The organism is Aerococcaceae bacterium zg-252 (assembly GCA_016237705.1).
Lineage (GTDB): Bacteria > Bacillota > Bacilli > Lactobacillales > Aerococcaceae > Globicatella > Globicatella yangjingiae.
In genome coordinates this window covers 823,630-848,372 of record CP066204.1, presented here as the reverse complement: position 1 = coordinate 848,372, position 24,743 = coordinate 823,630, and the positions used below count along the sequence as shown (strand labels likewise).

Here is a 24,743-nt window from a genome sequence, read left to right as displayed (position 1 = left end):
TTTTAATTCAACTGATACTCCCAACCAAATTCGCCATGATAAATCATCTGCTTATTCATTCCTCCGTCAGCTGTAATAATTTCACCATTGATGAAAGAACTTTGTTTAGAGCATAAAAACAAGATTAAATTAGCAATATCCGTTGGAGTTCCTATACGTTTAACTGGTATTTGCTCAGTATCTTCTCCTGCAAACTCTTCTTCTGTCGTATTAATCCACCCAGGAGCAATCGCATTGACACGCACTTTACCAGCTAAAGACACTGCCATGGCGTGCGTTAAAGCTGAAATACCACCCTTTGCAGCTGCATAACTTTCTGTATTAGCTTGACTTTGTGCGTAGCGTGACGAAGAAATATTGACGATTGCTGCATCTTTCCTCATATAAGGTAGTAATTGCTGCGTTAAATAAAATGGTGCTGCTACCCCAACTTGTAAAGCATTCATAAACTGGTCATAGCTCCCATTTTCCAAGCCAACCATTACAGGCAACGCATTGTGAACAATATAATCTACATATCCAAATTCTGCAATAACTTTTGCTACAAAGCGGTCGATGTCTTTTTGGTTCGCTAAATCTCCGATGAAATAATCATTATCCAACACATCAAATATACAAACTTTAGCACCTGCCTCTTTAAATTGAATGGCAGTTTGACGCCCAATACCTTTTGCCGCTCCAGTAATCACGACAACTTTATCTTGAAACATTGTATCACCTCTTAATTATTCATTCATGCCAATATATTATATCATGATTTGCACTTTTTAGCTTGGTTGCCTTGTCGTCCACTTTGAAAAAAAGCCAGACATCACTGTCTGACTTGCTTTCGATTATGAATTTAAATAACGTTCTAAAAACTGACGTGTTCGTTCTTCTTTTGGATTCGTAAAGAGTTCTTCTGGTTTCCCTTCTTCTGCAATCACACCTTGATCCATAAAGACAACACGGTCGCTGACTTCACGTGCAAATTCCATTTCATGGGTCACAATAATCATGGTCAAACCAGTATGAGCCAATTCTTTCATCGCTTTTAATACTTCACCAACCATTTCTGGGTCAAGTGCCGATGTTGGTTCGTCAAATAATAATACATCTGGTTGCATCGTCAAGGCACGTGCAATCGCCACACGTTGCTTTTGTCCACCCGATAATTGATTTGGCTTCGCATTAATATAAGCGTCCATACCCACTTGACTTAAAAATTGCTTTGCACGAGCTTCAATCGTTGCTCTATCTTCTTTTAAGACTTTTAATGGTCCCACTACACAGTTATCTAAAACATTTAAATTGTTAAACAAATTAAATGATTGAAACACCATACCAAAATGCGTACGATATTTATTCACATCATATTTAGGTGCTAAGACATTTTCATCTTTATACAGAATTTCGCCACCACTCGGCTCCTCTAAAAGATTTAAACACCGTAATAAAGTTGATTTTCCTGAACCAGATGAGCCGATTATCGTCACTACTTCACCTTTTTCGACAGCAAAATGAATATCTTTTAGCACTTCACGCTCACCAAATGCTTTACTTAAATGATTGACTTGTAAAATAGGTGTCATACTATTCAACTCCTTTCAATGCATGCACTTGATCTTGATTACCACCAACTAAGACAAAATCACTAGAACCGTCTAAATGTTTCTCAAGACGACGTAAAATCCACGTAATTGTCACCGTCAAGATAAAGTAAATCACAGCCGTAATTAAGAATGTTTCAAAGTAGCGGAAACTATTTCCTGCAATCGTACTTGAAGTAAAGTACAACTCATTTACCGAAATAACATTTAATACTGAAGTATCTTTGACATTGATGACAAACTCATTCCCTACTGACGGTAAAATATTACGAAATACTTGTGGCATCACAATTTCACGCATTGTTTGCCAGTGGCTCATGCCAATTGCTCGTGCAGCTTCAAACTGCCCTTTATCAACCGAAAGAATCCCACCACGTACGACTTCTGAAATATAAGCACCAGTATTAATTGATACAATAAAGAATGCCGCACTCAATGGCGTTAATTGCCAATTCCATAAAATACTTGTACCGTAGTAGACAACCATTGATTGTACAATCATCGGTGTGCCTCGGAAAATTGTAATATAAGCATTAAGTAAGAAATTAACAACTTTTAGTACCCATTTTTGAGACAATGATTTCGATTCTGGAATCGTACGAATAACACCGACCATTAATCCAATTAATAGACCGATAATCGTACCAGTTAATGAGATTAATAAAGTATAACCTGTACCACGTAAATAGGCTGGCCAATTTTGTTTAAAAATATTAAATGCATTTTGAATAAATCCAGACGCTGCTTCGCCATTTTCTGACGGCTGATTCAAAATAGCAGCATTCATTATTTCAGAACGTTCGTCCTTAGAAATTTTTGCTAAAGCTGTATTGACTTGTCCCAATAAATCAGTACGACCTTTTTTCACACCGATACCAATTTGAGCATTTTCTTCAGGAGCTTCAAATCCAGGATTTGGTACAATATATGTTAATTCTGGTAAAGCATTAGTTGCCGAAATAGCTTCTGGAATCTCAGAAATATAGGCATCAATCTTACCTGATTGTAATGCTACACGCATCGCAGCAAAACTTTTCATCGCTTGTTCCACATTCGCATTCGGAATTTGAGTGAGTAAATCATAATGTAATGTAGCTAACTGACCTGTTACGGTCGCTCCTTTTAAATCCTCTATACCAGTTGCCGTAGCATAAGGTGAATTTTTCATCATCACTAACGCAAATTGAACATCGTAATATGAATCTGAAAAATCAATCACTTCTTTTCGTTCAGCAGTCGGTGACATACCAGCAATAATTAAATCAATTTTTTCGGACTGAATGGCAGGCAATAAACCTTCCCATTCCGTTTTGACCACTACAACTTCACGCCCTAAAGCTTCACCAATTTTTTTAGCAATTTGAACATCATACCCATTCGCAAATTCACTCGAGTCTTGAATTGGTACAGCTCCATTGGCATCATTTGGTTGAGTCCAATTGTATGGTGGATACCCTGCTTCCATTCCTACCAATAATGGTGGTTGGTTAGATTGTGTTTGACTAGCTGATTGCCCACAACCCGTAATAACGAGCAGCGAAATCACTAGCATTATCGATTGAATCAATCGTTTCATTTTATCTCCTCTTTTCTTTTATTTGTTTTTTCGTATTAAATAAAAATCATGTTTAATTTCAATCATGCGATTAAATTCCATTAGAAATGTATACAGTAAAGCTCTCGCTTCAAATTCAATACGTGATTGTGGTAAAGTGGACTGGCGAACATAGCGAAACAATGTCGCAATCCCCTCTAATAATTCAATCCCTGTATTATGTTCATCGAATTGATTGACCGTTTCATATAAAAGTGTAGCTAATTGCTGACTTTGTTGCACTGCTAAAGGAATATTACGCATAATCTCTAGCATGTTAACCAAATTCGACACTTGGTTTTCACGCATGTACAAATATTCCAATAAATAATCATCTTTTTGAAAGACAGCATTATCATATTCTCTTAGAGCCAAACGATGTGCAACATTAATCGCTTGTTTTAGCTTACGAATATGTTGTTGAATACCATTGATATCATGGCTACCTTTACTTAATGTTTCAGCCATTAAACACAGCACCAACTTAATCTCTTCATCTATTTCGCTTTTTAATTGCAGTAATTGATTAGTTTGTGAAGACATCCAAGTGTTCAATAATAAGGCAGATGAAGTGCCGATAAACATCAGCAATAAGGCATTGGTCATCATCGGTAAAGCGACACTGTTCGCTGCAATAAAATGCGTCACTAAGACCGAACAAGGAGCAATCCCAGCTTGAATTCCTAGCCGATAACTGATAGGAATGAAAATGGTTAAAAAGACAGTAAACGAAAGAATGGAAAATCCGAATACTGAAAAAATAACCCATGCCAGTATAATTGAAAGAACCGTTGCCGTTAAACGTGACTGTGCAATTTTTATTGTATCTGTCCGTGTATCCAATAAACTTAAAATCGCAATGATACCAGCAGCATACACATTGGATAAATTAAGCAATGTCGCCACAACAATCGCAATGACAGTCGCCGATACCATTTTCAAAGTTCGCTCAAATAGTGTCATCGAATACTCACACTTTCACCTTTGGCATAATCCAGTGAATCGTTATCCATGCTAACAACATGCCGACTATACTACCTACCAAGATATCACTTGGAAAATGGACAAATAAATAAATCCGACTAAATGCGATGACACTCGCTAAAATAAATACCACCCATTTCCAATATGATTTTATGTTAGGAGTAAATAAAAAAACTCCAAATACAGCGAAACTTGATGACGCATGTCCTGATGGAAACGAAAAAGACTTTGGACACTCAATTAAGAGTTTCACCTGTTCTTGTATTTGACAAGGTCTTGCTCGTTCAATCATATTTTTTAACAAACCATTATTAATAATCAACATCAATGCTAAAGTAATGCACAATGTCACCCCTAGACGTCTTGTTCGTTGAAATAAAATCAGTAAGACGGTCAATGCAATCCATACAATACCAAAGTCGCCAATGCGTGTAAAAAACACTAAGACTGTTTGCACGAACTCCGATTGCAAATGCTGACGTATCCAATCCATTAATAATAATTCATAATTAGTCATACTTTCACTCCTCGACTATACTGCCATGTCACATTATAGCAAGTATTCTATCTAATGTATATTCATATTCTTGTTTTTTGTCATTCAATCTTAATTTTATTCATTTATTGTTCATCAAAATCTTATAATGTAATTCGTAATTTTACTTATTAAAAAAATATTTCAAAATCCGAGAAAAAGTTATACAAAAACATTTTTAGATAGGCTATAATGACAAATGGAGAGTGAAGTATTTCATTGTCCTATCATAGGTTAGTAAACTAACCATAAAAAAAGGAGAAATCGATGGATTTTAATAATATCATTAGTCTATTAGGTGGACTGTCATTATTTCTTTACGGAATGACCATGATGTCAAATGGTTTAGAAATTGCTGCAGGAAACCGATTGAAATCGATCTTAGAAAAACTGACGACAAATCGTTTTGTCGGTATCGGAGTCGGTGCATTAATCACTGCCCTTATTCAATCATCTTCAGCGATGACAGTAATGGTAGTTGGTTTTGTTAATGCAGGTCTCTTACAATTAGAAAATGCTGTTTGGTTAATTATGGGTGCCAATATCGGTACAACAATTACAGGGCAATTAATCGCCTTAGATATTTCACGTTTTGCCCCATTACTAGCATTTGCTGGTGTGTCAATGATTGCTTTCTTTAAGAGTCAAAAACTCGATGCTTACGGAAGTATTCTTGCAGGATTAGGGATTCTCTTTATGGGAATGTCAATGATGTCAAGTGCAATGGAGCCTCTTAGAACAATGCCTGAATTTGTAAATTTGATTACCAAATTTCAAAATCCGCTTATTGGTATTTTAGTTGGTACTATCTTTACAGCTATCATTCAAAGTTCTTCTGCTTCAATTGGTATTTTACAAGCGTTAGCTGCTGGTGGTGTGGTAACATTACCCTCTGCTATCTTCGTATTATTCGGACAAAATATTGGAACCTGTATCACTGCGATTTTAGCTGCCATTGGGGTTGAACGAAATGCTAAAAGAACAACAATTATTCATTTGGCTTTTAATATTATCGGAACAATCATCTTTGTTATCATAACTTTAACAACACCATTTGAACAATGGATGATGGCATTAACACCAGATAATGTTCCTGCTCAAATTGCCAATACACATACAGTATTCAATTTAGTAACAACAATTATTTTAATACCATTCGGACATTACATGGCAAAACTAGCATATTTTGTCTTACCTGTTCTACCAGAAAAAAGCAATGGCTTAGAGCTTAAACATTTAGATTTCAATATTTTCAACAACGAATATCGTCTAGGTTCAAGTGCAATTGCCAACACACAATTATTTAGAGAAATCCAAAATATGTTGGAAGTCGTACAACAAAATGTTGGTAACACTTTTGATTTATTGAAAAAATTTGATGAAGATAAGCTAGCGGAAATCGAGCAAAATGAAAACTACATTGACTTTTTAAACAAAGAAATTATTCGTTTTACAACGATGACCCTATCGTTTGAAATGCCAGCTAGTGGAACACAAGCGATTGGTTTATTCTTAAAAGTTGCATCTGACCTTGAGCGTATCGGAGATCATTCAATCAACATTGCAGAACATGCTCAAGCAATTCATGATTCAAACAATTCTTTCTCAAAAGAAGCGTTAGCAGAAATCAAGGAAATGAATCAATATACACAACAAATCTTAGAAACTTTACACATTCAAGATTTTGCTGGATTTAAAGATTTATTAGTAAAAGTTGATGAATTAGAAAATGAGATTGATGATGCACATGACCGTTTCAGCAAAGCTCAAATGTTACGTCTAAAAGAAAAATCATGTACTATTGAAAATAGTATTCAATATTCAAAAATTCTTATTGACTTTGAACGTATCGGAGACCATGCTTTGAATATAGCTGAAAACTTCGATGAAATTCAATCAACAGTTCAAGATTTACGTATGTTACATGAAATGAATCAAGCATAATGTACACAAAAAGGCTGAGTAACAAATGTTACTCAGCCTTTTTGATTATTGCTTACTTCTTTTAGATTTCATCAAACCTATACTTTTCGGTTTGGATAATATTTCATTGACTGTAATTGCGTCACGAATATTTTTCGCATTTAAGGAGTAGCGAGAGCAACGTAAGTTTTTACTTTCTCTGCCCTTTACTTCAAGAGTATCTTCTAAATCATTATCAAAATCTGAATCATTAAATTCTAAAGTATTATAATACTCTATCGATGCTAATTCTTGTGCATCATAATAGTCATTTAATGTATCATCATCCATATCATCTTGTGAAAATGACTGTGCTTCCGTCATTGATGATTCTTCTCTAGGTGATAAATCCGATTCTTCCATATCTTCTAAAGGAAGTTCTGAACTCATCTTCCCTAAAAATACACTTTGATTATTCAAGCTTTCTATCTCATCATAATCAACTTCCAAAGCATCATCATCTTTCTTAGAAGCTTTACGCACTTGCTCAATCACTCCGGAAATTATCCAAATAATAAATATAACAACAGAAATCGGCTTCATCATCTTCACCCTCTTTCATCAACTACAATATACGAATTTACTCAGTTGGTGTTGATTCTTTAGGATTCGCAATGGATTCACGCATCGCTGTATCTGATTGAATATTTTGTAATTGATAATAATCCATTACCCCTAAATTCCCTTTTCTAAATGCCTCTGCAATTGCTAAAGGTACTTCAGATTCTGCCTCAACTACTTTAGCGCGCATACGTTGAACTTCTGCTAACATTTCTTGCTCTTGAGCAACGGCAAATGCACGACGTTCTTCAGCTTTAGCTTGTGCGATTTTCTTATCAGCAACCGCTTGATCTGCTTGTAACTTCGCACCGATGTTACGGCCGACATCAACGTCCGCAATATCAATCGATAGAATTTCAAAGGCAGTACCAGAATCCAATCCTTTTCTTAAAATCGTTTGAGAAATCGAATCAGGATTTTCCAATACAACTGAATGTTTTGGTGCACTACCAACGGTTGTAACAATCCCCTCACCGACACGAGCGATAATCGTTTCTTCACCAGCACCACCGACTAAACGTTCAATATTAGCACGTACGGTTACTTTCGCTTTCGCTTTTACTTCAATTCCGTCCATCGCAACCCCAGCAATAACTGGTGTTTCAATTACTTTCGGATTAACCGATACTTGAACAGCCTCAAACACATTACGTCCAGCTAAATCAATGGCTGCTGCTTGTTCAAATTCCAAATCAATATTGGCACGCTGAGCAGCGATTAAGGCATCAACTACTAAGTTGACATTACCACCTGCTAAATAATGTGCCTCTAATTGATTCGTTTCTAACACCAATCCTGCTTTTGTCGCTTTTATCAATGGATTCACAATCATTGCTGGAATAACACGACGTAATCGCATACCAACTAAATCACCAATTCCAACTTTAACACCGGAAAAGTATGCCGTAATCCATAAACCCACTGGTACAAATCTAAAGAATATTCCGATTAAAAATAGTACCAGTAAGACAATAATCGCAACAGTAATAATTGATTCGTTCATATTTATTCACCTACCCTTTCAAATTGTTTAACATAAATTTTAGAACCTACTACTTTATTCACTACAACATGTGTTCCACTTTTCATCATACCGATTTGACTCAATGCTTCGATGATTTCTTCGGAATCATTTAAAAGAATTTTACCAACTGGTCTTAAGTCTTCAATCACCACACCTACTTGACCAAGTAAGTCTTGATAATCCTTTTGTGGCTTAGCACTCGATTGATGATTGAGTGACGTTGTCAAAATAAATTGGGGGCTTAATGACATTGTAAAGCCCAATTTAAAGCCTATCAATAAAACAAGTATCATGACCAATACACAATAAATAATTGTCGTCAGCAATACTGTCACATCATTGAGCAATAGATGTAATGCCGCTATGGTTGAGATAGCCCCTATCAGTCCAGCAGCTCCAAAATTTGGAATATATAATTCAATGACCAGTAAGATAATACCAATCATAAAAATGAAAAACGCTAATGACGGCATTGAAAAGACATTAAAATAAATCGCAAACAAGGTTGTAGCTATTATTAAATTTATCCACTTGTATCGAATAATCGAAAAAAGTGAAATCGTTAATATCGCAACACCACAAAGTAGCCAAAAAATCATGTTGCACCTCCTTTTCTCGTATTATCGCATAAATGCTTCTATATATTTATTTCAATTTATAATTAAAACTAAGGCCTATTAGTATAGTAAGTTTTACCAATCAATTGTTTTCACTGCACCTTGTTCATTGACACCCAACTCTACTGCTTGCCCAGCTTCAAGGAATGGCAATTGTTCATTTAATTGAATCGGTGCTTGATATACTTTTCCGTCAAGCATAAAGTAATAAACTGTATTGCCGTCTTTTACCACTGCTTGAATTTGACTGATAGTTCCTTTTATATCCGTTAAAATATCTTCTGTTTCTAAATTATCAATGTTCACTGGATTTTCGCTTGCGTAACTTAATAATAATTTTTCAACACTACTTTCAACATAAACCCGTTGATAGTTTTGAACATCAACTAACGCATAAGCTTTAATTAAACCAGATGAATCTTTCAATGATAAAATATACATCGGTTTTCCACTTAAATTAATTAACAATGGGAATGTTGCTTTATATCCTTTTTCTTGAACACTACCTTCTGCCGAACTCATTGCAGAAAATTCTTCTGCCGCCGTTAATGGATACATTTTAGCTTCCTTAGTTCGCATATTAATTAAGACAAACCCAATATTTGATTCGTCGGATACAATTGATGTAATCCCTGTATAAATATACAAATCATCATTCATTGGTAAATAAGTATAACCGTCCGTTGGTTGAGTGACTCCTTCATTTGAAAAGACCGTATTCCAGAAACCATTTTTGTACTTACCATTCATTTGTAATTGATGCAACAGTAACTCAGAACTGTACACCCGATCAACCCATGATGGAATTTCATTTAATGCATAACGAGTTGTTTCCCCAGTCATCGCATTCACTGTAATCAAGCCACTCACTTCAGGCTCGAATAAGAAGAAGTTACGACTATACGTTGTCGCAATATAATATGGAACTCCGTCATCATCGACTTCAAAATTGGGTTTTCCAAATAAAGCAAACGGATAGTTAAAACGTAAATGACGAATAATATATCGATTGAATTTATCAGAGTAACTATAACGTATTGGCGAACTTGGCGTTTCAACCGTTACTTCACCACTCACATTATCAACTTTTAAATAATGTGGTATCCCTTCATTAAAATTATTTAGCCACTTAAAGAAACCAGCATATTGTAATGGTGTCACACGATAAGGTTTATTTTTGATATTAATTTGAATATACTCATCACTCGGAACAAATTGCGATACTAAATCTGTCAAAGCACCTAGACGTCGATTCCCCAATCGTACAGCTGTATCTAAATCTACCAATGGAATTTGATTAACGTCAATTTCTGGAAATTCTTGCTCAAAGTCAGCTTTTTCAATCGTCAACATTTCACTATATGATTTCGCCATGAAAAATGGTGAAAAGATTAAACTACTCACACCCCATACCAGTGCTACGAGTGGTATTAAACCAAGTAATAATTTGTATTTACCTCCCACTTTTTTTAGCGAAAATGATTTAGTTTCCCTTGTTGAAGACAACCACGTACTACCGTCTTTTATCGCTTCAATGAATGCAATTCCACACAATATAAGTGTCAAAAATACCCAAAATTCAATCGCCGCATAATGAATGGCTGGCAAAGTAACATAATAATAAATTGCAGCTAATACAATCAATAATACATACAAATAGTTTGCTTTAAATTTCCATTTTTCTAGACGCTTAATTCGTATGTTACGAATTTTTTCGGCAGTTTCTTTCATCCGTTCAGTACGAGAAGAATTTGTAACATCTTTCATATTTACTCTCTCCTTTATTTTTTAGTAGTGTTTAACAAGACATTCAAATTCGCTGTCTTTCACTACTATTAGTATACACCTTTTTTCAATCGTTTTCAGTAAATATTCTCATACTAAAGTATGATTTTGTGCTAAAATATTTCAATTTTTACAGAGTAAATACAGAAAAAGCACCTACAAATGAGGTGCCTAACAGTTCTTACATATGACGTGCTAAAATATCGCTTAATCGTTTTTTATCGTGGAAACCAATCAATTTCTCAACTACTTCACCGTCTTTTTTAACTAATAAAGTAGGAATTGACATAATGCCAAATTGTTGAGCAACTTTTTGTTCTTCGTCTACGTTCATTTTATAAAACTCAACTTGTCCGTCTAACTCTTCACTTAATTCATCAACAACTGGTGATTGCATACGACAAGGTCCACACCATGGTGCCCAAAAATCAACAACTGTTAAACCTTGTGCTGTTTCTTGTTCAAATTGTGCGTCCGTTAATACTTTTGCCATGTATATCTTCCTTTCAAAATACTTGATAACAAAATCATATCATAAGCCATATATTCATGCGAACAATTTGCTCACATCTACCAATTTTTTTATTACATCCCAAATTCTAGTTTTCTATTTTAGTGTGCAAAAAACACTAGCAGTTTTACCTACTAGTGCTAGATTAAATACAGAGCTGTAACGACGTTCTCTTACACAACTCTCACTTATTTATATTATTGTCCTGTACGATATGTCGTACGTAGATTAATTGTACGTCCGAATGGCAGAATCTCAAAGTTTTTCACATCAGGACTTAATAAGAATGATGTTGAAACTTGATATAAAGCAGATACAACCGCATCTTCTTCTACCATGATTTTTTCAGCAGCGATTAATGCTTCACGACGTTTTGCTGGGTCATTAGCAAATTCATTACGTGCTTGACTAATTAATTGGTCAACTTTTTCATTTGAATATTCAGCAAAGTTAATACCACCACCAGTTTGCAATTGCTCAATAAAGTTCATTGCATCTTGGTAGTCCGGTGCCCATGTACCATAATAGAAATCATATTCACGATTACGTTGGAATTCTAAACGGTTTTGCAATGGCACACTACGAATTGTTAAAGTTAAACCTGGTAAGTTTTCTTGAATTTGAGCTTGTAAATACTCAGCTGTACGACCAGATAAATCCACATCTGAAACTAATAATTCAAGTGATAATTCTTCCACACCTAATTCTTTTTTCGCTTGTTCCCAATCAGCTTGTGCTTTTTCAACATTGTAAGGTAAGATTTGTCCCGCTGCCTCACGGTAATCTACACCTTCTTCATTCACATCAAATCCAGTTGGAACGAAACCATTCGCTGCTTTTGAACCGTCTTGAATTACTGAAGTTGCATATAATTCTTTATCGAATGCTTGAGAAATCGCACGACGTAATGCAGCATTACTTGTTGTTTCACGCGTATCGTTAAACATAATATAACCTAAAGTCGCACGTGGAATTGTATTAAAGTCTTCTGATTCTTGATATTGTGACACAAATTGGTCAGAAAGAATCGCATAATCTAATTCCCCTGCATCATATAAGTCAGCAGCTGTCCCTGTTTCTTTCACAACAGAAACTAATACTTCGTTTAAATACACATTTTCAGCGTCCCAATATTGTTCATTTTTCGTTAAATTCCACTCTAATTCAGTACCAGACCAATTTGAAAGTGTGAATGGTCCATTTGTCACAATATTATCAGCAGAAGTACCATATGCTTCGCCTTTTTCTTCAACAAATGCTTTTGATACTGGCATGAAACGACTACCAGTTAACAATTTTGGTAAATATGGAGCTGGATACTCCAATGTAATTTCAACAGTTAAATCATCTAGGGCTTTAACACCTAATTCTGATAATTCTTTTTCACCATTACGAATTGCAGCTGCATTTTTGAAAATTTCAACTGATTTAGAAGAGCTTGAACCATTTGGGTCAACTAAACGTTGATAAGAATAAACAAAATCTTCTGCCGTAACGGGTTCACCATTACTCCATTTTAGTCCCTCACGTAATTTAAAAGTATAGACTAAACCGTCTTCTGAAATATCAACACTTTCAGCTTGCCCTAATTCAACTTCTGTCCCTGAAGAAACACGGTATAAACCTTCAAATACTTGTCCAATCATATCAGAACTTGGTGTATCGTTATAAACGGCTGAATCCAAGGTTGCTAATTCACCAATTGTCATTATTTTTAATTTTTGTTCAACCGACGGATCAATTTCAACCGATTGAGCACCTGCTGTGACTGTTCCAACTGCTACAGATAGAACCGCACTAGCTGCTAAAAAACTCTTTGCTATTTTTTTAAACATGAGCATCTCTCCTATTTTTTAATATAAGATTAATAATTCAATCTTAATGTGACAATCATATCACGTTTACAAATGTAACTCAAGTATAATGCTCACAAAAATAGATTGTTTTTTCAGTAATGATTACAAAAAATCATTGATTTATCAACTTTTATTTATATACTTCTTAATTTTTTTCATTTTAAATCTGTTATTTTCATATATTGGGTATATAAGAGTATCATTAAATTTCTCTCATTAAAAAAACGAATGAGTCACCCCATTCGTCAATTCAATGCATTAATCAAAGTATAATTCAGATTTATTATTTAACCAACTGTATAATAATCCAATGACAAGTCCACCACCGACATAATTACCTAATGTCGCAAAAAAGAAGTTTGAAATAACAGAGAAGAAAGTCATTCCTTCTACTGGACCACCATTGGCAAAAAATGCTAATGCAAAAGTTGAAAAGTTCGCAATAACGTGCTCAAAGCCTAAAAATGCAAAGATGAAGATAATGAAAATCATTGAGAACACTTTTCCTGCATCATCTTTCATACGAATACTACAAAATACTGCCGTATTAACAATTACATTCGCAAAAATACCTTCGCAAAATTGTTGTACAGGTGTTTTCGCTAATTTTGCTGTAACTGCCTCAAATAAAAAGTGATTCGCTGGTAAATTCGTATAAGCAGCTGTTTTAGCGATAAAGAAACTTGCAATCACTGCTCCTACTGCATTAAATAAAATACAAGTAATTAAAATACGAATTGCCTTAGGTGCTGGTAAGATTTTGCGATGAATCGCCATTGTCATATACATCATATTCGATGTTCCTAACTCAGCATTCATATAGATAATCATAATCAATGACCAACTAAACATAAAGGCATATGTGAATTTGCCCAGTCCGTCAACCATATGATTCGACTTTTCAGCAATAAATGAGGCGATTGATACACCCATTGTTAAGAACAAGCAAGCCAACATAGCTCTGACAATATATCGCATAGGGCTACAATCATTCAAATCTGCTTTCTTATGAATACTGTGGGTAATACTCCCTATTAAACCACGATTTTGTACTTCCAACTTCGTCACTCCACTTCTTAATGTTAAATTAATTTTCGCACTTTAATAGTATAACATACTGTTGTGATGATAGTAATACCTGTTTCAAAAGTAAACGATTACGTCAATATTTTGTTGAAATACAATTCAGAAAATAAGTACAAAAAATATTATTCAAATATTTCCCGAATATTTAAATTATACATAACTATGATTTACATTTGACTTTTAATCACCAATGTAATACAGTATAATTAACGAAAGCGTAATCATATTTTAAAAAGTTTGGAGGGATTTCTTATGAAAATTATCGCAGCTATTTTTACCAGCACTTCATTTATATTAATGGCAATTGCAGCTCTACTTGGATTTCGGTTCAGAGATATAATTGTCTATTGGCAATATACTCCTCACGATGCCTATTTTCCTTCCGTAGAGGGGTTAACTCATGATGCAATGCCGCTAGTCCCTTTAGAAGTTATTGTACCTTTAATTAGAATTTCCATTATCCTTTCAATAATATTTATTTACTATGCGTTCAAAGAGCATAAAGCTAAAACTAAAATAGAAAATGAACCGTTAACCCAAAATTAATCAAATTTCTATAATAAACTAGGCACAAGTTCTATATTATCAACAAAGAGAATCAGCATTTTCTTTGTTAGCAATATTTAGACTTGTGCCTAGCTATTTTTCTACTATAAGGACTTATTCAACTTCACTATCCATTTCTTCAATAACAAGATTTTCAAGTGTGCGATATAAATCAACCGGTGTCAACTGCTTGAGTTCTTCTTTTTGATACACCATATGAATCGTTCCTTTATGCATCACAACCACACGGTCACAATAAGTAATCGCATCTTGCAAGTGATGTGTAATCATCAAAGTCGTTAATTGATAAGTTTCAATCATATATTGAGTCATCGCCATTACTTGTTTGGCAGTTCTTGGATCGAGTGCAGCTGTATGCTCATCTAATAATAATAATTGCGGTTGCTGCAATGTCGCCATAATTAATGCAATTGCTTGTCGTTGCCCTCCGGATAAATTCTCCATTGGAACATCTAAACGATTTTCTAAATCTAATTTAAAAGGAGCGAGTTTTTGCATCATCGCTTGATAATTTTCACGATTTAACGAGAAGTTAAACCCTCGTGACTGCCCCCTTTTTTGAGCTAACATTAAATTTTCAAACACTGTCATTCGAGGTGCTGTTCCCATTCGTGGGTCTTGAAAGACTCGTCCAATACGTTTCGCAATTTCTTTTGTTTTTAATTTTTTTATTGATGTGCCACCTAACAAAATTTCACCACTATCAATCGGTAAATACCCTGTCAAACAGTTCATCAATGTTGATTTTCCCGCCCCATTCGTTCCAATGACACCAATGACTTCGCCCGGTTGAATCGCTAAATTGATATGATTTAATCCGACTACTTTCTCACCTGTTTGGCGTTTAAATTGTTTCGTCACATTTTTTAATTCAATTGACGGTTGAGCCATTTTATTCGCCACCTTTCATTGGAAGTATATTTTTCATTTTATCAGACATCGCCGGAAATGCTAAGAAAATCGCAAGCACCATTGCCGAGATTAAACGAAAATCATTTGCATTAAATCCTAATTGTAAAACAAACACTAAGATAACTCGATAAATCACTGAACCTAACACAATGGCTAATAAACGTAGTTGCATTGTTAATTGTTTGAATAACACTTCACCAATAACAATTGATGACAGTGCCACCACCACTGTACCATTTCCCATTGAAATATCACCAAAACTATTATCTTGAGCTACTAATGCACCTGCTAAACCAATAATCCCATTGGCTAATACGAGTGCAAAGCGTTTCATGCTTGCCGTTTTGATACCGAGTGACTTCGCCATAATTTCATTGTCACCAGTCGCAATCATTGCTTGCCCTAAATCCGTACGGAAAAACACTGACAATATAACGACTACAATAATGACAATCAATAGACCAATCACAGTCCGTTGACCTAATGTCGTATTAAACACTGTGGAAATGCCCTCATCATAAATTGTCGGAAATTTACGCAAACTCACATTGGGTTTACCCATAATTCGCAAATTAATAGAGTAAAATCCAGTCAATGTAATAATCCCTGCTAATAAAGATGGAATATCAAAGACAGTCATCAATATGCCGGTAACATAACCTGAAAGCATACCACCAAAAACTGCCGCAACAGTCGCCAATAAAGGACTAACACCTTGAGTCAATAAACTAACTGCCACTGAGACGCCCATTGTAAAGGACGCCTCACTGGTTAAATCAGCAAATCGTAAAATTCTAAACGTAATATAAAGCCCAATCCCCATGATACCCCAAAGGACACCTTGGGACATCGCATTGAGATAGATCATCATCGATTATTCCCCACTTAAATCTGTTAATTTTTCTTTTAATGCATCAGATAGTTCAATATTTAAATGTTCTGCAGTTTTTAAGTTAACAACTGACTGTAACTTTTCAACGAATTGAATAGGCATTTCAGCAGGCTTTTTACCATTTAATACTTCAACACCCATTGCAGCTGCTTGAACACCAATATCACCTTGTTTAATCGCAACAGCTGATAAAGCACCTTGTTTAACAAATACATCAATCGTTGTGAAAATTGGAATACCTGCTGCATCAGTCGCATCTAATAATGTTTCAAAAGCACTCGCAATCGTATTATCAGACCCAACAAAAATTGCATCTACTTTTCCAGCTAAGTTTTCTGCCACTAATTGCATATCTAAGGTTGCATCGATACCTTCTATTTTTGATTCAATCCCATATTTTTTAGCAACTTCTTCTGCTTCTTTTAACTCAGCTAAAGAGCTATCTTCATTTGTCGTATATAACATACCTAATGTTTTAACATCTGGTTTAATTTCTTTTAATAAATCGAATTGTTGTTCAAATGTTACTGCATCACTCACACCTGTAATATTACCACCTGGTTTTTCTAGTGATTCCACTAAGCCTGCTCCAACTGGGTCAGTGATTCCTGTTAAAATAATTGGAATATCCTTTGTAGCATCCGCAAAGAATTGTGCGACTGGAGTTGTCACTGCGAAAATTAAGTCTGGCTTATTATTAACTACTGTTTCAGCAATTGAGCCAAGTAAATTCATATCACCTTCAGCGTTGTGAAACTCAACTTCTAAATTATCGCCCTCTTTATAACCTGCATCTGCTAATCCATTTTTCACACCTTCTACAATTTCATCTAATGACGGATGACTAACTAATTGCACAATCGCCACTTTTAATGTTTCTTGCGCTTTTACAACAACTTGTCCAATACTTTGTGTCATCAATGCAACTACCATTACGAATAATGCCATTAATTTTGATACTTTTTTCATTTTATATTCCTCTTTTCTTAATTTTTCTAAGCAAAAAAACTCAGCCATACATCCATACTACATGGACCCATTGCTGAGTAATACAAAAACCACGTAGTATGTCTTTTGCAGTACATCTACGTGGTAAACTGATGAAACTCGCCACATAGATACAACGACAGTATAAACTGGGCTGTATCCGTGGAGTATGTTCTCCAAGTCTACAACCTATCTATGCCAAGCTTGCCAGCGATTTGATTTTGTTGAAATGATTGAAAACATACTAGGTGGCTCCTTTCCAAATTTGATAGCCTTATCATAACATCAGCATGATAAAGTGTCAACATTTTTTATTATTTTTTAATAATTCTATTAAAATAATTCAATCCCTCTACAAAAAACGCCTGATTAAGATTGATAAATCCTCAATCTAAAATCAGACGATAAATATTATTTACTCAAGCACTGATTGAATTGTATTAAATAATACTTGGGCGTAAGCGTCCATTCCCTCAACATTTGGATGAATTCCATCCGAAATCAGCCATTCCGGATGTTGACTTACTGCTAATTCCCAATCAATCAGATGTACATTTTCATTTTCAGCCACTAGTTGATTAATAACCGCATTGGTATCTGTTTCCCATTGTAAAAATTCACCATAAACATTCACCCAAAAAATCGTACGATTGGAACCTAAAATATCAATTAATTCTTGTCCGTATTCTTTTGCAAAATAGCCATTCGTACCAAGTGCAATCACAACTGTATCGGCTACTTGTCCATTATAAATCATTTGTTGTAATTCTCCAGCCATTGCATAGGCTTGACGTGACTCAACAGCATTAATATAGCTATTAGGCAATAATTCCTTAATTGATTGACTTGCACCCAACATAACCGAATCACCAACTAATGTCATCGGTAATTGTGACACATCTAATACCGTGGTGGTCGATTCCGTAACACTGGTTGTTTCTCCTTCAACAGTCGATACCGTTTCAACTTCCATTACCGTTGTCGTTTGTTCCACAACCGATTGATTTTGTAATAAAGCAGCATTCGCTTCAAGTGTCTCTTTTAAATTATCTTTAGAATCCACGGTATTAATATCCCCAACAAATGCTAATACAATCCCTAAACTACTCACAATAGCCAGTCCGATGATAGCACCCGCCAAACCAGATTTCATTCGGACTTCATTGCGAATATTTGCCATGCTACCCATTTTTTTGAAAACAAAAAAATGAAGTAATTCAGATAGTAAGAAAGTCAGCAAAACTGTAATGATGATTGTGGTCGTATTCCAAGAGAATTTTAACGATTTAACCATAAAGATTAAAGAATAATGCCATAAATATAACTCATAACTTCGTGTTCCAAACCAACGGAAGATTGGAAAATCTAACCATTTTCCAAATGGATAATTAGATAAGGTTGATAAAATTAAAAGTACACCAAGTAAAAAGGTCATCAACGAAAAATTTGTAAGATACAGCCATGGTGATTGACCCTCAGCGACGAAACTAAAGAATAGGACAATTACCCAACTCACAATAAATAATCCATACACTGTTCCACTGTTCAGTCTGTTCGCAATATTTTGCCAAACACGTGGTGATTGTAATCCAATCCATACTCCCAATAAGACACCTGAAAAACGTGTTAAAGTACTATAATATAATACTGATATATCCGTTCCCATTAAGTATTGAATCGTCATTAAATTCATCGAACAAACTGTTAAAAATAAAAAGAACCAGTGAGCAGAACTCATATAAGGCTTTATTTTCTTATAACCGATAAATAAAATTGGCCACAAAACATAAAATTGTACTTCAATTGCTAGTGACCACATATGAGTAAATGGCGACGCATTTGAAATGCGGTCAAAATAATTGGAATTTTGACTAATTTGCCATTGGTTATTGTAAGAACCAAATATACTTAACAATTCACTTGTCATACCATTCAGCAATCGTGGCATGATGAAAAATGACACATACGAAACTAAACCGACAACGACTAATAATGACGGATAAATTCGCCAAAATCTAGCGGAATAAAATTGCCTAACATTAAATTTACCTACTTCCCATCGTTGCTTTGAAAGTCGTGCCATTAAATACCCAGATAAAATGAAAAAAAGTGGTACACCAATATATCCACCTTTAACAGCATTAGGGAAAAAATGATATAGAAGAACTAATATAATTGCAATTCCTCTCAATCCATCTAGACCTGAAATTTTTATGTGCTTACCGGATTTTTCTCTCATCCTTATCCCTACCTTTATTTCAACTTCGTGACAACATTATAACAAAATTACACTATGATTGCATTATTTTTATTTGAAGAAACTTTGAACATTCCATGAAAAAATACCGTAATCAAACTCATTAATTACGGTATCAATATTATTTCTATTCTATTTATGGAATAACTAAAACATTTCCAGGATAAAGCGGCGAATCGATTGTTGTTCCATTAGCTGCAGCTAATGCATTCACATCAATACCATAAGTACGTGCAATACCATACCAAGTTTCTCCTGCAGCAACAGTATGTGAACGTGATGCTGCTGGTGCTTCTGTCACAGGTGCAGGGGCCTCAGTTTCAACAACTGGCTGAACAGTTGTCGTTGCCGACGATGCGTTCACATCAACCGGATTGACATTATCATTACCATTACTTTGAACAAACGAACCACTTGTTGTAGAATCTGCTGATGTAACAGTTGTTGTTTCTGTCGAACGAGATAACACAATACTAGATGCTGTTTGTGGGGTTGTCGGTGTTGATTGTGTCTGCGACTTAACAAACCAATATAAAACAAAAGGTGTTATCACTGTTACAATTAGGACACCCAATAATACTTTTGATAAGCTAGATGCTTCTTTATTTGGTTGATTTCGTGAAGAACGAGAATATTGTCTTTGCTTTAAATTTTCATCAGAACCAAATTTCGCATTCCAAGGTGCATTGCCTCTTTCACGACGTTCTGACACTTCTTCTTGACCAAATTTTTCATTGTCCATTGTCATTACAATTCCTCCTAATTATGTTACAATGAATTGTAAACATAAGTAATATGCAATTTTTCTTTTAATCAAATAACACTACGATACCTCTACTATACCACATTTAGTTGCATATTACACCTACTTGATACTGAAATGTAATAGTATTTTAACAAAAAATAAACGTTTTTCGTCGCTTTTCCCCTATTTTTATCAATGAATAAGGAGTTTTTTATGAAAAAATTACAAATTTTACCAGAAAAATGTATTGCATGTGGGAAATGTTACTTAAACTTTCCAGATGTGTTTGATTGCTCAGATGACGGTGTCGCCTTTGTCATTGAAAAAAGCACACCTTCTCAACAAGCAGAAAGTGAGCGTGCTATCTATGGGTGTCCTACAAAAGCTATTAAATGGTCGGACGATTCGCCTGATTAGTCACTTGATAAGCCGGAAAATCAATATGATGTTGTTGCATAATTGGCCATAGTTTTTCAACGACAATAAATTGACCTGCTGCTAACAAAATTCCTTTAATGACATTAAATGGTATGATAATACTTAATAAATATGCCGCAATATTATCAATTGGGAAATTCATAACCGTAATATAAATCGGTAATGTAACGTAATAATTTAACAATGCCATTGAAATAACAAGTCCTAATATCAAAATCAGACTCATCCAAATTTTACGCATCATCGGTTTCATATTAGTTGCGTATTTTAACAAGAAATGACTTGGTAAAAACATCGCCATACTCGCTGTAAAACTCATGATGACACCAATCGGTAGCCCACTTTCGCCACCTTTCATAATATAATTGGCAACATCACGAATCAGTGCTACTGTAATAGCTCCTATCGGCCCATTAACTAATAAGCCAACTAATACCATTAAGTCACTAAAATCGACTTTTAAAAAAGGGGCTGCCGGCAAAATTGGAAAATCAAATAGACGCAATACAATTGCCCATGCACCCAAAATTGCCAATAACACCGTTGTCGATAAAGTTCTTCTTTTCATTCTCTTATACTCCATTTCATTCAAGCCTTATTAAAGCGATTGAGTATAGATATACGATTCATAAAAATTAAAAAAGCCCTGTATGGTGAACAAAAAATCTTCAGCCAATACACGACATGTTAAATAACATCTATTTATCGTATCTATCTTCTCCCATCCAGACTTTACTGTCGGTACTGGAATTACACCAGTTCAACCTCATCTTGCGAATCAGTTCGTGGACTTTACCACCGGTCGGGAATTACACCCTGCCCTGAAGACTTATTTTATTTTCTTGTATCTTATCACAATCCCGTGGCTTGTGCAATAGATTGAGATGTGAATTTCAGACTATAAAAAAACAGAACTGGGAAGAAAATACAAAAATGTTAAGACATGGAATTAATAATGCTAATTTAATAACATTCTTATCTTTCGATTTGTTAAAATTTCTGACTTTTTGCCCAGCCCTTAACTTCATAATATCTTATTTCTTCACCACTGATGATTTTAAGTACACTTTACCAAAACCGTCTAATTTCGCTTCAATATCATGTCCGTCAACCGGATCTAAAATTAGATGAATATTTTTAGCTTTTGTTCCTTGTTTAATAGTACTTGTAGCAGATAATTTTAAATCTTTAATAATTGTAACAGAATCTCCCTCTGATAAAGGATTTCCATTACTATCACGAATAATAGCAGCTTCTGCTGCAGCATCCATATCTGCTTGTGTCCATTCATGGGCACACATTGGACAAATTAATAAATTTCCATCTTCATAAGTATATTCAGCTGCACATTGTGGGCAATTTGGTAATGACATTTATTATTTAACCTCTTTCTCTATTTCAATTTCATTTATTTTTTGGGTCGCTGCATCGTAGCGATATTGCTTCATCATTACAAGACCGTCACGATAATTTTCAAAAACCCGTATTACTTGGTAACGTTCTGCACTCAGTGTTTCCACTTCAAAAATATACTCTACCGAATCAATTGTCTTAATTTTAGATAAAATATCTTTTAACATTTTTTGCTTTTCAGATAATCCAGTAGACCACTCACGTATTTCCAATGCAGTATAACGTTCCAATTCCTGCATCACTGTCGTTTCTGCCATTGTTTGTGTGGTATGTTCAGAAATCTCATTCGATAAACTAGAACGATGATTCATCATCTGACATCCAGTACAAACACTACAAACAATCAATAATACACTGATGCGTCGCATATTACTTTCCAGTTGCGAACGCTAAAATCTCTTCCGGTGACATCGAACTATCACATTTCACTTGCACACCGTCAATTCCAGCATATAAAAATCCTGGTACTGTTTTGACACCATATTGGTCACGCAGAGCTTGAATAGCATTCGCATCATATTTTGGACTTTGTGAATGTAGATAGTGAACCTTTAATTGATATGCCTTTGCTACTTCACTAAGTTTCGCAACAAAGCGACGGCAATATGGACAAGTTTCACGACCAATAAATAAAATGCCACCCTCTTTTGCTTGTAATAAAGCACCTGCTTCTTCTGGTGATACTTCTGTAAAAATAGATGCTTGTTCGATATATTCATTAATTTCTGACATAATCCTACCCCTTTCTATTTTTCTGAAATGACGGTAATTTACGCACTCAAATTAGCACATTATTTACATCGCCATTCATTAGAATAAGGTCATTGTATCATATTCATTTAGTGATTCAAATCAATCAAGCTCAATTTTTTCAATATCTTCTTTAACTTTACGTTTTTTTATCCGATTAATTAATAGCAAAACTGCCCCAATGACTAAAATAATTAAGGCAAAACTCATTGCTTGTTGTTGTTCGCCTGTTGTTGGCAATTTTACATTTTTTGACGGTAGATTAATACTCGCATTCTCTTTTTTATTCCCTACTTTACCACTTGGTTTCGGTAAACTTTTACTGTTTGGTTGTTTAGTTTGTTGTGCTAATTTTTCTTTCAAATATACTAACTTATCTCCAGACGTCGTTGTATCGACTGCTTGACTAGTTGTTATTTCTTCCTGTGTGGTTTCTTCAATTACTGGTTCAACTTCTGTTAGCTCTTTCCCAAAAAATTCTTCAATATACCCTGACTCAGCTGGATTAGATACCACCCATACTCCTTGATTCTCATCATAAAGTCCCAATTTTATTTGGTAACGCTGATGAAGTTGTTTGACTGCACTGATAGCTTCCTCACTTGTATGATGTCCTGCATTTAAGTAATCCACCAATTGCTGCTTCACTTGCTCCCAAACCGCTTCATTTATCGCATAAAAATATTGAAACTGCATTTCCTTTAAGTTTAATAATTCATGATAGCTTTCCAAATATTTGACACTGTCTTTATCATTCAAATAGCTTCGTTGTGCTAAATTCGCCACAATATCAACATCAAAGGAACTCAATTCTTTAGCATAACTGTACTGTTGTAATACCAATGGGTCAATAACAATATGCTGTTTGCCATATAAAGCCTGCTCCAATTCGTCAGCCGATAAGCGCCGTTGAAACGCCTGATGAATCCGTTCAAACTCTAATTTGCGATAGGCATAAGGTACTAATTTTTGTAAATATAAATCTAACTGTGCTAAATAGGCATTTAAAGACGGTTCTTCTGCATTTAAAAATAAGGACTCCATTGCAAACTGTGGTACAGAATAAGGATACATTAAACATTGATTGAGTTGCTCACTATTAGCATGAACTTGTTCACTTTGAGTTGTTTCTTCTTCCAATTGATAAACAATTTGTTGATACTCCGTTTCAATTTGCTCTCTGTTGGCAATCAATTCATTTTGTTTGTCTGTCAATTGTTTCAAATACTTTTGCCACTCAACATATACCTCGTCTTGCTCAATCAATGCTAGCTGTTGCGTTTCATCTAATTGATTAAATTGTTCATCAGACGTGAGATATTGTTGATATAATTGCTCAATGACTTTTTCAATTTCATTTGTTGTCGCATCAATCGACTCATCACCCTCGGACTGAATCTCATGAATTTGTTGATTTAACGCTTGATAATTGGCTTCTAATTCTGTTAAACGCTCTTTTAATTGCGTAGCTTGTGGAATAATTTCTTCTTTTTCCACTTCACTCACTTGATTTTGTAATAAAATTAAACAATCATGTTTCTCCACTGGTTGCATATTTATGGTAGTCGTTAAAATATACGGTTCTACCACTGGAACTGCCTGTACCATTGGGGCTGCGATAACTAAACTTACTAAACTACACACTATGATTCGTTTCCACATAAAAATACCTCCTAGT

General features: G+C 34.8%; 25 protein-coding genes and 1 riboswitch. Of the genes, 3 read left to right on the top strand and 22 right to left on the bottom strand.

The genetic code is table 11. The features are described 5' to 3' along the window. Window positions 1-2 precede the first annotated feature (2 nt). The 5 genes from JDW14_04170 to JDW14_04150 form a co-directional block, all read right to left on the bottom strand. Window positions 3-710 (bottom strand): SDR family oxidoreductase, encoded by a 708-nt coding sequence (locus tag JDW14_04170; GenBank protein ID QQD66302.1) that lies wholly within the window; start codon window positions 708-710, stop codon window positions 3-5. 123 nt (window positions 711-833) lie between these two features. After that, window positions 834-1,571, bottom strand: coding sequence for an amino acid ABC transporter ATP-binding protein (locus JDW14_04165; protein QQD66301.1), 738 nt, complete (start codon window positions 1,569-1,571; stop codon window positions 834-836). 1 nt (window position 1,572) lies between these two features. Continuing rightward, entirely contained in the window at window positions 1,573-3,165 is a 1,593-nt protein-coding gene (locus JDW14_04160; protein ID QQD66300.1) for an ABC transporter substrate-binding protein/permease, read from the bottom strand. A gap of 18 nt (window positions 3,166-3,183) precedes the next feature. Continuing rightward, entirely contained in the window at window positions 3,184-4,146 is a 963-nt protein-coding gene (locus tag JDW14_04155) for an aromatic acid exporter family protein (GenBank protein ID QQD66299.1), read from the bottom strand. A gap of 7 nt (window positions 4,147-4,153) precedes the next feature. Beyond that, window positions 4,154-4,684 carry a phosphatase PAP2 family protein gene (locus tag JDW14_04150; GenBank protein ID QQD66298.1) on the bottom strand — a complete coding sequence of 177 codons (531 nt, stop codon included), beginning with the start codon at window positions 4,682-4,684 and terminating at the stop codon, window positions 4,154-4,156. A 285-nt stretch (window positions 4,685-4,969) separates the two neighbouring features. Here JDW14_04150 and JDW14_04145 point away from each other — a divergent pair, with 285 nt between their 5' ends. Beyond that, window positions 4,970-6,646 carry a Na/Pi cotransporter family protein gene (locus JDW14_04145; GenBank protein QQD66297.1) on the top strand — a complete coding sequence of 559 codons (1,677 nt, stop codon included), beginning with the start codon at window positions 4,970-4,972 and terminating at the stop codon, window positions 6,644-6,646. A gap of 45 nt (window positions 6,647-6,691) precedes the next feature. On the opposite strand, the gene JDW14_04140 is transcribed toward JDW14_04145, so the two are convergent. The 7 genes from JDW14_04140 to JDW14_04110 all read right to left on the bottom strand — a co-directional run bounded on the left by JDW14_04140 (window position 6,692) and on the right by JDW14_04110 (window position 14,077). After that, on the bottom strand, window positions 6,692-7,210 hold the full coding sequence (locus JDW14_04140) for a hypothetical protein (GenBank protein QQD66296.1): 519 nt from the start codon (window positions 7,208-7,210) through the stop codon (window positions 6,692-6,694). A 34-nt stretch (window positions 7,211-7,244) separates the two neighbouring features. Further along, complete coding sequence (gene floA, locus JDW14_04135; GenBank protein ID QQD66295.1) at window positions 7,245-8,228, bottom strand: flotillin-like protein FloA; 984 nt, start codon at window positions 8,226-8,228, stop codon at window positions 7,245-7,247. 2 nt (window positions 8,229-8,230) lie between these two features. Continuing rightward, window positions 8,231-8,848 carry a hypothetical protein gene (locus tag JDW14_04130; GenBank protein QQD66294.1) on the bottom strand — a complete coding sequence of 206 codons (618 nt, stop codon included), beginning with the start codon at window positions 8,846-8,848 and terminating at the stop codon, window positions 8,231-8,233. Between the two features lie 93 nt (window positions 8,849-8,941). Then, window positions 8,942-10,597 (bottom strand): hypothetical protein, encoded by a 1,656-nt coding sequence (locus JDW14_04125; GenBank protein QQD66495.1) that lies wholly within the window; start codon window positions 10,595-10,597, stop codon window positions 8,942-8,944. Window positions 10,598-10,832: 235 nt separating this feature from the next. After that, window positions 10,833-11,144 (bottom strand): thioredoxin, encoded by a 312-nt coding sequence (gene trxA / locus JDW14_04120; GenBank protein QQD66293.1) that lies wholly within the window; start codon window positions 11,142-11,144, stop codon window positions 10,833-10,835. A gap of 215 nt (window positions 11,145-11,359) precedes the next feature. Then, window positions 11,360-12,997: a peptide ABC transporter substrate-binding protein gene (locus tag JDW14_04115; protein ID QQD66292.1), complete on the bottom strand. Its 1,638-nt coding sequence runs from the start codon at window positions 12,995-12,997 to the stop codon at window positions 11,360-11,362. Window positions 12,998-13,276: 279 nt separating this feature from the next. Then, entirely contained in the window at window positions 13,277-14,077 is an 801-nt protein-coding gene (locus JDW14_04110; protein ID QQD66291.1) for a formate/nitrite transporter family protein, read from the bottom strand. A 279-nt stretch (window positions 14,078-14,356) separates the two neighbouring features. Between JDW14_04110 and JDW14_04105 the strand changes: the two genes are divergently transcribed. Further along, window positions 14,357-14,650 (top strand): hypothetical protein, encoded by a 294-nt coding sequence (locus JDW14_04105; protein ID QQD66290.1) that lies wholly within the window; start codon window positions 14,357-14,359, stop codon window positions 14,648-14,650. A 114-nt stretch (window positions 14,651-14,764) separates the two neighbouring features. Here JDW14_04105 and JDW14_04100 read toward each other — a convergent pair whose 3' ends face one another. From JDW14_04100 to JDW14_04080, 5 genes are all read right to left on the bottom strand, one after another. Next, a complete protein-coding gene (locus JDW14_04100; GenBank protein ID QQD66289.1) occupies window positions 14,765-15,562 on the bottom strand; it encodes an ATP-binding cassette domain-containing protein in 798 nt (265 codons plus the stop codon). A gap of 1 nt (window position 15,563) precedes the next feature. Next, on the bottom strand, window positions 15,564-16,454 hold the full coding sequence (locus tag JDW14_04095) for an ABC transporter permease (protein QQD66288.1): 891 nt from the start codon (window positions 16,452-16,454) through the stop codon (window positions 15,564-15,566). A 3-nt stretch (window positions 16,455-16,457) separates the two neighbouring features. Continuing rightward, window positions 16,458-17,444 (bottom strand): ABC transporter substrate-binding protein, encoded by a 987-nt coding sequence (locus tag JDW14_04090; GenBank protein QQD66287.1) that lies wholly within the window; start codon window positions 17,442-17,444, stop codon window positions 16,458-16,460. A gap of 433 nt (window positions 17,445-17,877) precedes the next feature. After that, window positions 17,878-19,701: an acyltransferase gene (locus JDW14_04085; GenBank protein ID QQD66286.1), complete on the bottom strand. Its 1,824-nt coding sequence runs from the start codon at window positions 19,699-19,701 to the stop codon at window positions 17,878-17,880. Between the two features lie 154 nt (window positions 19,702-19,855). Beyond that, window positions 19,856-20,467: a LysM peptidoglycan-binding domain-containing protein gene (locus tag JDW14_04080; protein ID QQD66285.1), complete on the bottom strand. Its 612-nt coding sequence runs from the start codon at window positions 20,465-20,467 to the stop codon at window positions 19,856-19,858. Between the two features lie 210 nt (window positions 20,468-20,677). Between JDW14_04080 and JDW14_04075 the strand changes: the two genes are divergently transcribed. Then, complete coding sequence (locus JDW14_04075; GenBank protein ID QQD66284.1) at window positions 20,678-20,881, top strand: ferredoxin; 204 nt, start codon at window positions 20,678-20,680, stop codon at window positions 20,879-20,881. Here JDW14_04075 and JDW14_04070 read toward each other — a convergent pair. The 5 genes from JDW14_04070 to JDW14_04050 all read right to left on the bottom strand — a co-directional run bounded on the left by JDW14_04070 (window position 20,853) and on the right by JDW14_04050 (window position 24,727). Beyond that, a complete protein-coding gene (locus JDW14_04070) occupies window positions 20,853-21,470 on the bottom strand; it encodes an ECF transporter S component (protein QQD66283.1) in 618 nt (205 codons plus the stop codon). The two genes, JDW14_04075 and JDW14_04070, sit on opposite strands and share 29 nt — an antisense overlap. 141 nt (window positions 21,471-21,611) lie before the next feature. Continuing rightward, window positions 21,612-21,735, bottom strand: a riboswitch (FMN riboswitch). Window positions 21,736-21,936: 201 nt separating this feature from the next. Further along, entirely contained in the window at window positions 21,937-22,275 is a 339-nt protein-coding gene (locus tag JDW14_04065; protein QQD66282.1) for an alkylphosphonate utilization protein, read from the bottom strand. 3 nt (window positions 22,276-22,278) lie between these two features. Continuing rightward, window positions 22,279-22,683: a hypothetical protein gene (locus tag JDW14_04060; protein QQD66281.1), complete on the bottom strand. Its 405-nt coding sequence runs from the start codon at window positions 22,681-22,683 to the stop codon at window positions 22,279-22,281. A gap of 1 nt (window position 22,684) precedes the next feature. Then, window positions 22,685-23,047, bottom strand: a complete 363-nt coding sequence (traF, locus tag JDW14_04055) for a conjugal transfer protein TraF (GenBank protein ID QQD66280.1) — start codon at window positions 23,045-23,047, stop codon at window positions 22,685-22,687. 120 nt (window positions 23,048-23,167) lie between these two features. Next, on the bottom strand, window positions 23,168-24,727 hold the full coding sequence (locus JDW14_04050) for an LPXTG cell wall anchor domain-containing protein (protein ID QQD66279.1): 1,560 nt from the start codon (window positions 24,725-24,727) through the stop codon (window positions 23,168-23,170). Between the last annotated feature and the right edge of the window lie 16 nt (window positions 24,728-24,743).